Annotated in this window: 11 protein-coding genes; 3 read left to right on the plus strand and 8 right to left on the minus strand. The window is 60.5% G+C overall.

What is annotated here, in order from left to right:
• Window positions 1-22: 22 nt before the first annotated feature.
• From ACOTXF_RS00675 to nasR, 6 genes are all read right to left on the minus strand, one after another.
• The gene (locus tag ACOTXF_RS00675; protein ID WP_048962806.1) at window positions 23-2,548 is read right to left on the minus strand and encodes a nitrate reductase; all 2,526 of its coding nucleotides are present in this window, start codon (window positions 2,546-2,548) and stop codon (window positions 23-25) included.
• Entirely contained in the window at window positions 2,545-6,531 is a 3,987-nt protein-coding gene (gene nirB / locus ACOTXF_RS00680; RefSeq protein ID WP_421635242.1) for a nitrite reductase large subunit NirB, read from the minus strand. Before nirB ends, ACOTXF_RS00675 begins: the two co-directional genes overlap by 4 nt.
• 13 nt (window positions 6,532-6,544) lie before the next feature.
• A complete protein-coding gene (locus ACOTXF_RS00685) occupies window positions 6,545-7,333 on the minus strand; it encodes an ABC transporter ATP-binding protein (protein ID WP_048962807.1) in 789 nt (262 codons plus the stop codon).
• A 9-nt stretch (window positions 7,334-7,342) separates the two neighbouring features.
• Window positions 7,343-8,221, minus strand: a complete 879-nt coding sequence (ntrB, locus tag ACOTXF_RS00690; RefSeq protein WP_047747434.1) for a nitrate ABC transporter permease — start codon at window positions 8,219-8,221, stop codon at window positions 7,343-7,345.
• A gap of 2 nt (window positions 8,222-8,223) precedes the next feature.
• Window positions 8,224-9,471, minus strand: a complete 1,248-nt coding sequence (locus ACOTXF_RS00695; protein WP_232926603.1) for a CmpA/NrtA family ABC transporter substrate-binding protein — start codon at window positions 9,469-9,471, stop codon at window positions 8,224-8,226.
• A 228-nt stretch (window positions 9,472-9,699) separates the two neighbouring features.
• Window positions 9,700-10,884: a nitrate regulatory protein NasR gene (gene nasR / locus ACOTXF_RS00700; protein ID WP_021240351.1), complete on the minus strand. Its 1,185-nt coding sequence runs from the start codon at window positions 10,882-10,884 to the stop codon at window positions 9,700-9,702.
• A 72-nt stretch (window positions 10,885-10,956) separates the two neighbouring features.
• Here nasR and ACOTXF_RS00705 point away from each other — a divergent pair, with 72 nt between their 5' ends.
• The 3 genes from ACOTXF_RS00705 (at window position 10,957) to ACOTXF_RS00715 (ending at window position 13,652) form a co-directional block, all read left to right on the plus strand.
• A complete protein-coding gene (locus tag ACOTXF_RS00705) occupies window positions 10,957-11,310 on the plus strand; it encodes a DsrE/DsrF/TusD sulfur relay family protein (RefSeq protein WP_047747433.1) in 354 nt (117 codons plus the stop codon).
• A gap of 106 nt (window positions 11,311-11,416) precedes the next feature.
• On the plus strand, window positions 11,417-13,201 hold the full coding sequence (locus tag ACOTXF_RS00710) for a methyl-accepting chemotaxis protein (RefSeq protein WP_008499521.1): 1,785 nt from the start codon (window positions 11,417-11,419) through the stop codon (window positions 13,199-13,201).
• 211 nt (window positions 13,202-13,412) lie between these two features.
• The gene (locus tag ACOTXF_RS00715; protein WP_008499520.1) at window positions 13,413-13,652 is read left to right on the plus strand and encodes a DUF1883 domain-containing protein; all 240 of its coding nucleotides are present in this window, start codon (window positions 13,413-13,415) and stop codon (window positions 13,650-13,652) included.
• Window positions 13,653-13,681: 29 nt separating this feature from the next.
• Here the strand turns inward: ACOTXF_RS00715 and ACOTXF_RS00720 are convergent, their stop codons facing one another.
• Both ACOTXF_RS00720 and chaB read right to left on the minus strand, forming a co-directional pair.
• Complete coding sequence (locus ACOTXF_RS00720; RefSeq protein WP_023344362.1) at window positions 13,682-14,377, minus strand: gamma-glutamylcyclotransferase; 696 nt, start codon at window positions 14,375-14,377, stop codon at window positions 13,682-13,684.
• Window positions 14,378-14,554: 177 nt separating this feature from the next.
• A complete protein-coding gene (chaB, locus tag ACOTXF_RS00725) occupies window positions 14,555-14,785 on the minus strand; it encodes a putative cation transport regulator ChaB (RefSeq protein ID WP_021240355.1) in 231 nt (76 codons plus the stop codon).
• Window positions 14,786-14,937 lie beyond the last annotated feature (152 nt).

A 14,937-nucleotide genomic window follows, 5' to 3' on the forward strand; every position in this document is an offset into this window, starting at 1 on the left:
TTATGAATAAACTCTTATTATGTTAACGCGATAAGCCCTGAAATGCAGTTCTGGCGGACATTTCAGGATTATCCTGAAACAGCCCTTTCAGCTCCGGCACGCAGGAACCACAGTTCGTACCACAGCGCAGCTTCGCCCCCAGCGCGGTGACGGAATCACACCCTCCGGCAATCGCCTCCCGTATCGCCTCTTCCCCGACGCTGAAACAGCTGCAGATAATACGTCCCGGATCCATCGCCTTCCCGACGCTCTGCCCGTTCAACAGGGCGTGGCGTTCTGCGGGCAGCACGGGGGGTGAATGAAAAGCGGCTTCAATCACCGTATGCGCCAGCGCCGGTAACGCGGTACCTTCCCAGAAACCCAGCATAAGCTGGCCTTCATGCCAGGCCAGCACGCTGCTGCGTTCACCGGTCTGCGCAACCTGCAGCTGCCAGCCCCGGCCGCTGGCGTATTCCATTACCCACGACAGCAGCGGTTTATCGCACGCCACCGTCAGGCGTGAAGCTTTACGCCACCAGTAAACCGAAGAGGGCATTTCCAGCCCTTCGCGGGCATAGAGTTCTCCCTGCCAGACGGGCTGCCAGGGCTGGATTCTGACGGCGGTTTGTTTACTCTCCGGCTGGCCCGAAACCGGATCGCAGCGCCCTTCCACCAGCGCATTCACCTTTCCCTGGCGGGCAAACGCAGCGTTCCAGTGCATCGGGGCAAAAGCGTTCCCTTCACGCTGGGCGTCGCTGATGCGCACTCTTGCTACCATGACGCCGCGCGGCGAACTGATGCGCGCCAGCTGGCCGTCGCACAGGGAAAACCGAACGGCGTCTGCGGGGCAAACCTCAACAAAGGGTTCGGCGATATGCTGCATCAGTCTGGCCACATATCCTGTTCGCGTCATGGTATGCCACTGATCGCGGATGCGCCCCGAGTTGAGAATCAGCGGGTACAACGCGCTGACCGTCGCACCGTGCGACTGTGGGTCAACGGGAACAATGTTTCGGCACGGGAAATCCCCCCCAGGCCACTGCCAGGGCTCAAGCCGCTCCCACTCCTCACGGGTAAGCGTAGCCAGGTCATGAAGGTTTAACGCCCGCGCGCCGTCATTTTCAAAGGCCGTCAGCGCCGCATGCTCGCAAAAAATCTCGTGGGGATGCAGCCAGGCAAAGGCGTCGCCGTGACCCAGCCGTTTCGCCACCTGCGCGACGATCCACCAGTCCGGCTTTGCCTCACCGGGCGCGGGCAGGAACGCGCGCTGGCGCGAAATGCGTCGCTCGGAATTGGTTACCGTGCCGTCCTTCTCTCCCCAGGCCAGCGCCGGAAAGCGAATATGGGCAAACCGGCTGGTGTCGGTATCATTCATCACCTCAGAGACAATGACCAGCGGGCAGCGCCCCAGCGCCTGACACACCGCGTGGCTGTCCGGCAGCGAGACGGCAGGATTGGTGCCCATGATCCACACCGCCTTCACCTCACCGCGGGCAATGGCGTCAAACAGCTCCACCGCCATCAAGCCCGGCGTCTGCGCAAGCCGTTCCGTTCCCCAGAAACGCGCCACCCGCGAGAGATCGTCCGGCTCAAAGTTCATGTGCGCCGCCAGCTGATTTGCCAGCCCGCCCACCTCTCTTCCGCCCATCGCGTTTGGCTGTCCGGTCAGCGAAAACGGGCCGCAGCCCGGACGGTTAAATTTTCCGCTGGCAAGGTGCACGTTAATGATGGCGCTGCATTTGTCGCTGCCGCTGGAGGACTGGTTGATTCCCATGGTGTAGAGCGTGATGGCCCGGGGCACCGTCATAAACCAGTCGTAAAACGTACCAATATCCTGCGGCGAGAGGCCGCAAAACGCCGCCACGCGGGATATCGGCCACGCGTCCGTTCCCTGAATGACATTAAGCAGACCGACGAACAGCCCGGCGTCGCTGCCGGGAGTGAGCGCCAGATGCAGGTCAGCAATATCACAGGAGGCGGTTCTGCGCGGATCGATGATCACCACTTTCATCTCCGGATTGTTGTGCTTTGCCTGTACCAGGCGCTGATACAGCACCGGATGCGTCCAGGCCGCGTTTGAGCCCACCAGCACCACCAGATCGCTGTTTTCCACATCCTCGTAGCTGCACGGCACGACGTCTTCACCAAAGGCGCGCTTGTAGCCAACGACCGCCGATGACATGCAGAGCCGGGAGTTGGTATCAATGTTCGCCGCGCCGATAAACCCTTTCATCAGCTTATTGGCGGCGTAATAATCCTCGGTAAGCAATTGCCCAGACGCGTAAAACGCCACCGCCTGCGGCCCCCATTTGTCGATAATGTCCTGGAGGCGCTCGCCTGCCGCTCCCAGCGCCTGCGCCCAGGCCACCTCAGCACCGTCAACAACGGGGCGCAGCAATCGCCCCTGTAACCCCATTGTTTCCCCCAGGGCCGATCCTTTCACGCACAAGCGGCCAAAGTTCGCAGGATGGGTTTCATCCCCCCGAACGCTGACCGTTTCACCGTCCACGCGGGCGACCACGCCGCAGCCGACCCCGCAGTAGGGGCACGTTGTCCGGATTTCCGTCATGAGGCCTCCGCACGCATTACCAGGGCATCATTACCGACCCACACCTTGCCGTTCTCAATTTTGACCGGCCAGGCGCGCACCGCGGGTTCGCCGTTCTCCACCTGACAGCCGTCGCGCAGGCGGATACGCTGCTTGTAGAGCGGGGAAATTACCACCGGCTCCCCCGCCGCATCGCCAAGAATGCCGCGGGAAAGCACGTTCGCGCTGCTCTCAGGCTCCCGATCGTCAAGGGCGTAAACGGTTTTGCCAAAGCGGAACAGCGCGATCGGCTTACGCCCAAGCCGCGCGCCGATTCCCGCCTGCTCGGGGATATCGTCGATGCCGCAGATTTCCTGCCAGCGCTTGCTTTCATCAGACGGCGCGACGTTCACCGTCGTGCGGAACAGCGCCAGACGGTTCGGATCGTTAAGCGTGGTTTGCCATTCGCACTGGTAGGTTTCCACCACCCGGGCCATCTCCTGCTCCAGCTCGTGGGCGATGCCCAGGCTGTCGTTGAGGATCACCTCCCGCAGGTAGTCGAGACCGCCTTCCAGGTTGTCCATCCAGGTGCTGGTGCGCTGCAGGCGATCCGCCGTGCGGATGTAGAACATCAGGAAACGGTCAACGGTGCGGATCAGCGTGTCATCATCGAGATCGCTGGCGAAGAGATCCGCGTGGCGCGGCTTCATCCCGCCGTTGCCGCACAGGTAGAGGTTCCACCCCTTATCGGTGGCAATCACCCCCACGTCTTTACTCTGCGCCTCGGCGCATTCGCGGGTACAGCCTGAGACCGCCATTTTGATTTTGTGCGGGGCGCGCAGGCCTTTGTAACGGTGCTCGAGCCTGACCGCGAGGCCGGTGGAGTCCTGCACGCCGTAGCGACACCAGGTCGACCCGACGCAGGATTTCACCGTGCGCAGGGATTTGCCGTAGGCGTGCCCGGTTTCAAATCCGGCTTCCACCAGCGCCTGCCAGATCTCCGGCAGCTGTTCGAGCGTGGCGCCAAACAGGTCGATACGCTGGCCGCCGGTGATTTTGCTGTACAGGCTGTAGCGTTTCGCAATCTGGCCGATGGCGATCAGCCCGTCGGCGGTCACTTCCCCCGCAGGCATGCGTGGCACAATGGAGTAGGTACCGTCCTTCTGGATATTGGCGAAGTAGCGGTCGTTGGTGTCCTGCAGCGGCAGGTGTGCCGGTTTCAGCAGATACTCGTTCCAGCAGGAGGCGAGCACTGACCCCACCAGTGGCTTACAAATTTCGCACCCGTGTCCCTGACCGTAGCGGCTAATAAGCTGGTCAAAGGTGCGGATATGGTTGACGCGCACGAGGTGGTAAATCTCCTGACGCGAGTACGGGAAGTGTTCGCAGATGTCCTTTTTCACCTCCACGCCCTGTGCCGCCAGCTGGAACTCCATCACCTGCTTCACCAGTGCGCTACATCCTCCGCAGCCGGTCGCCGCTTTGGTGCACTGCTTAATCGCGCCGATATCCGTTGCGCCCGCACTTACCGCCTGACAGATATCGCCTTTGCTGACGTTATGACACGAACAGATTTGTGCGCTTTCCGGCAGCGCTGCCACGCCGAGCGCTTTTGGCGCACTGCCTGACGAGGCGGGTAAGATCAGCGTTTCCGGCTCTTTTGGCAGGGCTATCCCGTTGAGCATCATCTGTACCAGCGTGGCGTATTCGCTGGCATCACCCACCAGCACGCCGCCGAGCAGCGTTTTGCCGTCGTGGCTGACCACGATTTTCTTGTAGATTTGCTGCGGGCCGTGCGTCCACTGGTAGCTCAGCGCCCCCGGCGTGCGGCCGTGAGCATCGCCGAACGAGGCCACGTCCACGCCCAGCAGCTTGAGTTTGGTGCTCATATCCGCGCCGGCGAAGGTTTTCTCCTCTCCCGCCAGCGCGGCGGCGGCCACCCTCGCCATCTGGTAGCCGGGCGCAACCAGCCCGAAGATTTTCCCTTCCCACAGGGCGCATTCACCAATGGCCAGCACGTCCGGATCGGAGGTCTGACAGCGGTCGTCAATGCCGATCCCGCCGCGTTCGCCGATAGCCAGCCCGCTGCTGCGCGCCAGCGCGTCCTGCGGACGAATGCCGGCAGAAAAGACCACCATGTCTGTTTCAAGCTGTTCACCATCGGCAAAGCGCAGCACCAGCCCGCCGTCCGCGGCGGCGATCTCCGTCGTTGCTTTACTGGTATGCACACCGACGCCCAGCGCCTCGATTTTCTTGCGCAGCATCGCCGCGCCGTCGTTGTCGAGCTGGACCGCCATCAGATTGGGCGCAAACTCCACCACGTGAGTTTCCAGCCCGAGCTGCTTCAGGGCATTCGCCGCCTCCAGCCCCAGCAGCCCGCCGCCAATCACGACACCGCGGCGTGAGCCCGCCGCGTGCGCCGCAATCTTGTCCAGGTCGTCAAGGGTGCGGTAGACAAAACAGCCCGGCAGATCGTTTCCCGGCACGGGCGGCACGAACGGGTATGAGCCGGTCGCCAGCACCAGCTTGTCCCAGTGGGTTTCGTGCCCGCTGGCGCTACGCACCACGCGCGCGTCGCGATCGATAGCGACAATCTGCTGCGACAGGCGCAGCTCAATGCCGTTGTCGGCAAAGAAATCCCCCTCCACCAGCGAAAGCGACGCCGCGCTGCGGCCGCCAAAATATTCCGACAGATGCACGCGGTCATAGGCGGCATAGCGCTCCTCGCCAAAGACAACGATCTGATACTGCTGATGCAGATTGCGGTTAACGCAGTCTTCGAGGAAATGATGGCCGACCATACCGTGCCCAACCACCACCAGAGTAGGTTTTGTCATAGCGTTCTGTCCTGCAACCTGCGGTTGCGTAGTGAAACGATCGAACAGCCAGTCCGCGTGCGCGGGCGCAGCCGTTGCCAGTAAATCGGTAAATGTTGCCGCGCTGCGGCAGTCCCCCATCAGCAGCACGCCAGCCAGCGCCCCCTGATGGATCAGTAAACGACGATAGTGACGGGTCAGCGGATCCCATGCGCTCCAGACCACATCGCCCTCCTGCTCTGCCGCGCGACCGAGACTGAACAGCTCCACGCCGGTCACCTTGAGGCGCATGCCGTTGTCGGTCAGAACAAACGGCGCGGTGACGTCTCCGGCCAGCCGTGCGGCGAGGATATCCGCCTGCGCCAGACAGGGGGCGACCAGGCCAAACGTCTGGCCGTCAATTTCACAGCACTCGCCAATGGCGTAGACGTCCGGCACGGAGGTTTGCATCTGGTGATCCACCACGATGCCGCGCGCGCAGCGAATGCCGCTGGCCTGCGCCAGCACGACGTTGGGCTGCACGCCCGTCGCCAGCACCACGCGCGCGGCGGTGACGCTGCGTCCGTTCAGCAGCGTCACGCTATTCCCGTCAATCGCCGCGATGCCAGAGGCGAGCTCACAGCGCACGCCCCGCGCCGCCAGCGCCTCTTCCACCAGCACGCCCGCCTGCTCATCCAGCTGCTGCTCCATCAGCCACGGACCGCGATGAACAAGGGTGACGTTGTCCCCTGAGCGCGCCAGCGCTGCCGCCGTCTCAACCCCGAGCACGCCGCCGCCCAGCACTACCGCCGGACCGGCGATCGCCCGAATGGCCCGGATATCCTCCAGGGTACGGAACGTGAAGACATGCGTCGCATTGCAGCCGGAAATTGGAGGAACAAAGGGGGTTGAGCCGGTGGCAAACACCAGCGCATCCCAGCCCAGCGTGCGGGCGGTGGTTTGCACTTCCCGCGTGTCCACATTCACGGCGAGCGCCTTTTCGCCCCGCAGCACCGTCACGCCCCGTTCCTGGTACCAGTCGTCATTCTGAAGACAGATGCCCGCCGCCGTTTTTTCACCGCCCAGCACCGGCGAAAGCTGGATGCGGTTATAGGCATGCTCCGGCTCGTCACCGATGACGGTAATGGCGAAACGATCGGCAGCACGCCCGGTGAGCGAGGCAATCAGCCACGTGGCCGCCATGCCATTCCCGATAATGACCAGTCGCATCAAAGCCCCCTCGCTACGCCGCTTTCGGCTGCTTTTCATAGAGGAAATGCAGGATCTGCTGGCGCATGTGGTGATAGCGGCTGTCGTCGGCCAGCTGCACCCGGTTACGCGGGCGCGGCAGGTCAACGTGCAGGATCTCCCCGACGGTCGCCGCCGGGCCGTTGGTCATCATCAGCACGCGATCGGAGAGCAGCACCGCCTCGTCCACGTCGTGGGTAATCAGCACAATGGTGGTGTTCAGCGCCTGCTGGATCTGCATCACCGAGTCCTGCAGATGGGCGCGCGTCAGCGCATCCAGCGCGCCGAAGGGTTCATCCATCAGCAGGACTTTCGGCTTCATCGCCAGCGCGCGGGCTATCCCGACGCGCTGCTTCATGCCGCCGGAGATCTCCCCCGGGCGCTTGTGCAGGGCGTGCCCCATCTGCACGCGGTCGAGGTTGTGCTCAATCCACTCCCGGCGCTCCGACTTGCTCATGCTGTGGCGAAACACGTGATCTACCGCCAGGGCCACGTTGTCGAAGCAGGTGAGCCACGGCAGCAGCGAATGGTTCTGGAATACCACCGCGCGCTCCGGACCCGGCCCGGCAATTTCGCGGTTGTCGCAAATCAGCCCGCCTTCCGTCGGCAGCGTGATCCCAGCGATAAGGTTAAGCAGCGTCGATTTACCGCAGCCGGAGTGCCCAATCAGGCTGACGGTTTCGCCCTCATGGATATCAAAGGAGACGTTCTGCAGCGCCAGAAATTCGCCGCTGGCGGTGGAAAAACGCTGGCTCACGGCCTGGACCTGGATTAATGGTTTCATGTTCGCTCCTTATTTTTCCTGCCAGCTAAAACGACGGGCGATCAGCATCAGCCCCTGCTCCAGCAGCAGCCCGACCACGCCAATGATGACGATGGCGATGAGAATGTTTTCGACGTTGAGGTTGTTCCACTCGTTCCAGATCCAGAAACCGATCCCTAAACCGCCGGTCAGCATCTCGGCGGCGACAATCACCAGCCAGGCGATGCCGATGGAGAGGCGCACCCCGGTCAGCACCGCGGGCAACACCGCCGGGAAGAGAATGCGGCGCATGATGGTCCACTCGGAAAGCTGCAGCACCCGGGCCACGTTGAGGTAGTCCTGCGGAATACGCCGCACGCCTTCGGCGGTGTTGATCACCATCGGCCAGATGGAGCAGATAAAAATGGTCCAGCTCGACGCGGGCTCCGCTTTCTGGAACAGCAGCAGGCCGATGGGCAGCCAGGCCAGCGGGCTAACCGGGCGTAACAGCGCGATCAGCGGGCCGAACATGCGCGAAAAAAAGGTGAAGCGGCCAATCAGGAAACCGAGCGGGATCCCGGCGAACGCGGCCAGGCCAAAGCCCACCGCCACGCGCTGTAATGAGGCGAGCACGTTCCAGCCGATGCCCATGTCGTTTGGCCCGTCGCGATAAAACGGATCGGCAAACAGGGTAATAGCGGAATCGAGCGTGCTGAGCGGCGTCGGGAAACCTTTGCTGTTAATCGCCGCCAGCTGCCAGAGCACCACCAGCAGTCCCAGCCCCAGAAAAGCCGGAATGATGCGCTGAAGGATCGCGTTAATCCGACGCGCAAACGTCGGCGTACGGCGGCGAACCTGCACCGGAGGCAGGACAATCACCTCTCCACTCTCCGGCGTCTCGCGTGATTTTGTCTTTTGCAGATGCTGCATAATCAGGCCCCTTTACGGTGAATGGCGAAACGGCTGGCGTATCCTTCCGGGTCGGTACCGTTCCAGACGGTGCCGTCCATCAATGTGCTGCTGCGTAGTGGTGAAGTCGGTGTGGTAATGCCCCCCACCGCCGTGGCGGCATCCTGCCAGACCGCCGTCTGGTTAATGCGTTGTGCGATGCACGCGTAGTCCGGGGCGGCTTTGAGCAAGCCCCAGCGGCGGAACTGGGTTAAGAACCACATGCCGTCGGAGTGATACGGGTAGCTGACGGCCCCCTCGTTGAAGAAGCGGATCGGGTGCGCGTCCTGCCAGCGCTGGCCCAGGCCGTTGTCGTACTCGCCGAGCATGCGTCCGGTGAGATACTGCTCTTTGCAGTTGAGCCACGCCCGGCGGGAGAGGATCTGCGCGGTTTCGCGTTTGTTTTCCGGGGAGGCCTCAATCCAGCGCGCCGCCTCCAGCACTGCGCTCACCAGCGCCCGGGCGGTGTGCGGGTTTTTCTCCACCCAGTCGCGACGGGTGCCGAGGATTTTTTCCGGATGATCGGCCCAGATGGACTGAGACGTCGCAGCGGTAAAACCGATGCGGTCGTTGATGGCACGCGCGTTCCACGGCTCGCCGACGCAAAAGCCGACCATGTTGCCAATGCGCATGTTCATCACCATCTGCGGCGGCGGCACCACCACCGTGCGCACGTCGTCAAAGGGGTGAATGCCCGCGCTGGCCAGCCAGTAGTAGAGCCACATGGCGTGCGTCCCGGTCGGGAAGGTGTGCGCGAAGGTATAGGTGCCAGGCGCCTGCTGCCCAATCCGCTTTTTCAGCCCGTCAAGGTCACGAACGCCCTTCTCTTCCAGATCGCTGGAGAGCGTAATCGCCTGACCGTTCTGGTTGAGGGTCATCAGGTTAGCCATCTGCTGTGGCTTGCCGGCGATGCCCAGCTCCAGTCCGTACAGCAGGCCGTAAAGAATGTGCGCGGCATCGAGTTCGCCCGCCACCAGCTTGTCGCGCACCGCCGCCCAGCTCGCCTCTTTGGTGGGCACGATGGTAATACCGTATTTTTTATCAAACCCTTTCAGCGCCGCGATAACCACCGGGGCACAGTCGGTCAGCGGGATAAACCCGATGCGCACTGTTTCCTGCTCCGGTTTATCCGAGCCTGCCGCCCATGCGGCCTGCATGACACCCGGCAACAGCATTGCACCACTCGCCAGCATGCTGGCCTGCAAAAAACGCCGTCTCGACAAATCCGCCATGACCACTCCTGAAAAAAAACCAAAAAAAAGCGCCCACGGTGCCGAAGCACCAGTGGACGCCTTTATCCCGAAGACGGATGCACCGCCGTTGGCGCATCGTCAAAAATGGTTAATCTGATAATGCAAAGTGAATGCCAGGTTTTAACACACTGTTTCTTGCGGCGCTTACCGTTATTCCCTCGCCTTTACGCACCGCAAACAGGCATAAAATGCCCACTGACCGTGCAGCTACTCCTTTGGTGTTACCTGCCATACATTCTTCACCATGAGCAGCGCGCGGGCGATATCCACCATCCTTTGGTTCTTGTCCATCGCCATTTTGCGCAGCGCCGTCCAGGCCTGTTCCTCACTCATATTCTGGTGGGTCATCAGCACGCTCTTCGCTTTATCAATGATTTTGCGCTCTTCAAGCGTATCGCGCAGCGACGCAAGCTGACGTGAGAGCTGCTCTATCTCGCGCGCCTGCTGGCGAACCAGGGTAAGCAACGGTTTTTCCGGATAGCGGATCGGCGGGTCATCCTGTTCATCGCCGGGGAGCGCGTACTCATCGTCACGGTGAATGCATTCGTCCACCGCGACCATCAGATCGGCGATGATCGTCTCCTCCAGCGTGCGCAGATGCTCAAGGCGCGCGGTTTGCAGAGCAAACCAGGCCAGCGCCGTAAGGCCGTTATCGGCGGCGGGCTGGCGGGTACAGGCCACGCGCCGGAGCTGCTCCGTTTCACGATCGGGCTGACAGTGCATTGAAAAGGTGGTCTGAACGTCAGCGGAGCTGTGTGAGAGAAAGATCTCAAAGCAGGCCTGCTGCCCGTCAATGCGGTCAACCAGCCTCTGACGAGTCACATCATCGAAAAAACCCTGCGTGAAGCCAATCGCCCCCAGCGCCCGCTCCTGTCCCGCCAGTTCCTTGCCCTGCATCAGGCTATAAAGCGCGACAAAACGTCCTGCGATTTGCGGATCGTCAATGCTGTCATTAAGCTGCGGCACGATACTGAGCAGATGGCGAAGCATGCGGGAGTAGTGTTCCATCGCCTGGGGTGCCGTTACCGTCTGCTGAATCACACCGTCACGCAGCGCGGGAAGCGTCTCCAGGCTCAGGAGCGCGCCGCCGATGCGTTCACAGACGGCACTTCCCGGAATCGGCGACTGTGTTTCAAGAATGCCGTAAAGGGCTGCGAGGTTTTCATCCACCAGCGCCCGGCTGGCTTTGCATTCGGGAGCGTACAGCTTGCCCTGTGAGCAGAGCCAGACGTTGGACGCCCCGCGCTCGCACTGTAACATGTGCACCAGTTGGCTAATGCCGTGCACAAGCACGCCCAGCTGTGCCAGCTTGCTGAACTGCTCCTGGCGCATCATCTTTGCGCGCGTGAGCCATTCGGCAGCGCCTGGCGAAATGCCTGCCATTAATGTCATGCTTACTCTCCCGGACAGCGAAACTCCGGAGAATTAAGCAAGATTCGTGCCTTTATAAGAACAGGAGTCAACATGCAGAAGATTGTGATCGTCGCCAACGGTGCGGCCTACGGCAGCGAATCCCTTTTCAACAGCCTGCGCCTGGCGATCGCGCTACGTGAAAAAGAGAGCGATCTGGCGTTACGCCTCTTTTTATTGTCGGACGCCGTCACCGCCGGGCTGAAGGGACAAAAGCCGGCCGAGGGCTATAACATTCAGCAGATGCTGGAGATCCTGACCGCACAAAACGTGCCGGTGAAGCTGTGCAAAACCTGCACCGACGGGCGCGGCATGACCGGACTGCCGCTGATTGATGGCGTAGAAATTGGTACGCTGGTTGAACTGGCCGAGTGGACGCTGTCCGCTGATAAAGTATTAACTTTTTAATAATAAACCCGTAAAAATATTATTTTCTTATGGACGCGGTTTCAGCATCAAGTTTACCTGCGGGGTTGCCGATAGGCATGGAAACAACACAGCAGGTATTTCACTTATGTTCAGATCGATTCGTGCACGCATCATCGCGGCGACGGCAGGCTGTCTGGTCGTCGCCCTTCTCCTCAACACCGTTATTAACTTCCAGGTCACACGCCAGGATAACCAGCAGTCACAGCGCGATATCCTGACCAGCACCAGCGCCAGCCATAACATGGCGATTGCCGACTGGGTAAAAAGCAAGATGACGGTTATCGCCTCTGCCCAGACCGTTGCGCTGAGTGACGACCCGGTTCCGGTGTTTAAACAGCTTGCGCAGGCGGGTGGATTCACCAACGTTTATGTCGGCTACGCCAGCAAAACGGCGAAATTCTCTGAGCCCGCGGGCGTACCTGCGGATTATGACCCGACCATTCGCCCGTGGTATCAGCAGGTGGTCAGCACGGACGGCCCGGTCGTCACCGCGCCTTACGTTGATGCAGGTACCGGTAAACTGGTGGTGACTTTCGCCGTGCCGGTGAAAGAGAATGGCGCCCTGAAAGCGGTGGTGGCGGGCGATGTGGCCATGGACAGCGTGGTGGCGAACGTGCGCGGGATCCATCCAACTCCGTCCAGCAGCGGCTTGCTTCTGAACAGTGACGGCAGCGTGATTGCGGCTAACGATCCGGCTCTGACGCTTAAACCGTTTGCTGAGACCATCAAAGGCATCGATTTTGCTGCGCTGAAAAGCGGTAACCTTGTCGACGGTACGCTGAACGACGTCGAAAAAACCTTCGTGGCAACCGCCGTGCCGGGCACAAACTGGCTGCTGGTCGTCGCCCTCGACAACGGTGACGCCACTTCCGGCATGCGTTCCCTGCTTAAAGCCTCGGCGATTTCGCTGGTGATCCTGGCGCTGCTGAGCGCGGCCATTGTTCACCTCCTGATTGCCCGTCTGCTGAAGCGCCTGTCGGACATTCGCGACGCGATGCACAACATTGCCAACGGGACTAACGACCTGTCGCAGCGTCTGCCTGACAGCGGTGAGGACGAGGTGGCGCAGATTGCCCAGGCCTTTAACGCCTTCAGCGATAAGCTGTCGGTGGTGATGGTGCAGCTCCGTGATGCCAGCGAGTCGGTGAAAAACGCCGCTCAGGAGATTGCGGCGGGTAACCAGGATCTCTCCGGACGTACCGAGCAGGCAGCATCCAGCCTGCGCGAGACGGCCAGCGCCGTAGAGCAGATCACCGCCTCCGTGACCCAGTCGAACGAGTCGGCGGCGGAAGCAAATGACCAGGCGAGCAAGGCCTCCGCGGCCGCTGCGCGCGGCGGCGAGGTGGTATCCCAGGCGATCAGCACCATGCAGTCCATCGAAGTCGCGTCGGCTAAAATTGGCGATATCACCAGCGTGATTGACGGCATCGCGTTCCAGACCAACATTCTGGCGCTGAACGCCTCCGTCGAGGCGGCCCGTGCCGGCGAGCAGGGGCGCGGGTTTGCCGTGGTGGCGGGCGAAGTGCGTAACCTGGCGAGCCGTAGCGCCCAGGCGGCGAAAGAGATCAAATCGCTGATTGATTCCACCACCGACAGCGTGGCCACCGGCTCCCGCTACGTGCATCTGGCCGGGGAAAGCATGGACGAGATCCGCTCCAGCATCGGCAGCGTCTCCGGCATCATGCGCGAAATCTCTATCGCCACCAGCGAGCAGATGAAAGGCATTCACGAGATCAACCACGCGGTGACCCATCTCGACCGCATGGTCCAGCAGAACGCCGAGCTGGTCGTGCAATCTGCCGCCGCTGCGGGCGCCCTGCAGAGCCAGGCGGGCGACCTTGCTGAAACCGCCGGCCATTTCCGCATTTAATTTTCTACTGGCGCGCGTTTAGCGGGTAAAACGCGCGTCAGCGGAAACTTTGAGGAATTTTGTCATTTTTGTTTAATCGTTATGCCATTTTTTGATCAAAATCAGCATCCCTCCCCCTCCCCTTTGGTGTTATGCCATGAGTGAATTGTGAACAACATCACGCTCGGATATGGCAGCAGGGAGAGCGTTGTTTAAGACTACGGGGTAAAAAATGGCACTGGTAAAAACAAGTTTGAAACTGTTTGGCGGGGATACGGTAGTGGTGCGTTGCTCAGAGCGCTGTCGTATTCATCTGATGAGTGCGAAAGCACAAAAACAATCCCAGGCGGATATTCTCACCGTGCAGGATGATAACGCCTGGCTTACCGTGCCGTATACCGGCACCTGGGATGTGCTGATCGACAGCCACAGCCAGTCGCTGGAGCATTCTGTCAGTTACGTAGCAGCTTAAATTATGCGCCCGGCGAGCCGGGCGTATTATCAGGCAAAACCCGGTCGCAGCGTGCCGTTGAGCGGGTTTCCTTCCAGCAGCGCCTTCACCTTCACCACCAGCTCATTCAGACAATCGTCCTTCATGCCGAGGCGGGTCAGCTCCTGATCGAGAGAGAAGAGATACTGCGCGTTGGTACCCAGCGGCCCGCTGGCGGCGGCAATTAACGGGGCAATCACCTGCGTGCGGGTGTCCGCTTCATACAGCGGATGGCGCGGGTCCATGATAAACACCAGCGCATTGACGGTGCGACCGTCGTCCAGCTCCAGCTTACACCAGCTCGGCATATAGCAGCCGGTGATCATCTCACGCTTCCAGAGCAGCGTAAGCTCCTCTTCCAGCGTGGCATCCGGGAGGCGATACGCCACGCCCGTGGTGCGTCCGCCCTCTTTCAGTGCAAGCATACGCCCGGGCTGGCACGCGCTGCCGCGTCCGGCCGTCAGGCGCAGGCAAAATGCGCGATGCCAGCCGGGCAACGTGCCCGTTGCCGATTCGACAAATTCGAGCGCCGGGTTCCACATCAGTGAACCATAGCCAAAAATCCATACCGGGCCATCATCCGGGCGGCAGGCAAGCGTGGCAGCGAGCGACGCCGCACGTTGTTCAGCTGACCAGAGAAGCGATTCCTCAATAGCACCAAATGCCGTCTTACAATCTGCCTTCATTAAGAAATCACGCGTTAACACTTTCCACCTCCGCCACTGCATGCTTCCTTGCGACATCTGTAATTCGCCTTCCCAGCCTTAGGTGCTGGTCATTTTGCCAGCAGTTGAATAACGATAAGCAATTAGCGGACCAGTTGCAATACAACGGCAGTTCAACCGCCTGAAAAGTCAAAATGAAGGCAGCGAATTATTACAGGGCTATTTCTTTTTATGCCATTTATCGTCGTCTCCTTTTTCATATTCATGTTTTACAGCGGCCCAGGCGACTTTGTGTGCCGTCTCTTCACGGCTGGCATCATCCCGGCGATCGTCCTTATCTTTGTACTGTTCCCAGGCACTGTTAAACGCCTCTTTGTAGATATCCTGCGCGTGAGCGGGCAGCACGTTTTGCACATTATCGGGTAATTCGCGTTTCGTTTTATAAGGCATCACTCACCTCTCTTTTGGTTAAAGAGATAAGTGTGGACGACGATATGGCAGCGTGCCACCCACACTTCATTTATGAATGATCGAAAATATTAACTTATTGTTATTTAACAAATATTAGGAGAATATGGTGAATTACAGGAATCAGGCCTGAT

The sequence above is a fragment of the Enterobacter cloacae complex sp. IR53041 genome, assembly GCF_049238285.1.
Taxonomy (GTDB): Bacteria; Pseudomonadota; Gammaproteobacteria; order Enterobacterales; family Enterobacteriaceae; genus Enterobacter; species Enterobacter roggenkampii.

What these genes read in the sequence shown, in the direction of transcription:
- nirB (WP_421635242.1), bottom strand. Translation starts at nt 6,531, where the DNA reads ATGCGACTGGTCATTATCGGGAATGGCATGGCGGCCACGTGGCTGATT.
- ntrB (WP_047747434.1), bottom strand. Translation starts at nt 8,221, where the DNA reads ATGCAGCATCTGCAAAAGACAAAATCACGCGAGACGCCGGAGAGTGGA.
- ACOTXF_RS00715 (WP_008499520.1), top strand. Translation starts at nt 13,413, where the DNA reads ATGGCACTGGTAAAAACAAGTTTGAAACTGTTTGGCGGGGATACGGTA.
- ACOTXF_RS00710 (WP_008499521.1), top strand. Translation starts at nt 11,417, where the DNA reads ATGTTCAGATCGATTCGTGCACGCATCATCGCGGCGACGGCAGGCTGT.
- chaB (WP_021240355.1), bottom strand. Translation starts at nt 14,785, where the DNA reads ATGCCTTATAAAACGAAACGCGAATTACCCGATAATGTGCAAAACGTG.
- nasR (WP_021240351.1), bottom strand. Translation starts at nt 10,884, where the DNA reads ATGACATTAATGGCAGGCATTTCGCCAGGCGCTGCCGAATGGCTCACG.
- ACOTXF_RS00675 (WP_048962806.1), bottom strand. Translation starts at nt 2,548, where the DNA reads ATGACGGAAATCCGGACAACGTGCCCCTACTGCGGGGTCGGCTGCGGC.
- ACOTXF_RS00705 (WP_047747433.1), top strand. Translation starts at nt 10,957, where the DNA reads ATGCAGAAGATTGTGATCGTCGCCAACGGTGCGGCCTACGGCAGCGAA.
- ACOTXF_RS00695 (WP_232926603.1), bottom strand. Translation starts at nt 9,471, where the DNA reads ATGGCGGATTTGTCGAGACGGCGTTTTTTGCAGGCCAGCATGCTGGCG.
- ACOTXF_RS00685 (WP_048962807.1), bottom strand. Translation starts at nt 7,333, where the DNA reads ATGAAACCATTAATCCAGGTCCAGGCCGTGAGCCAGCGTTTTTCCACC.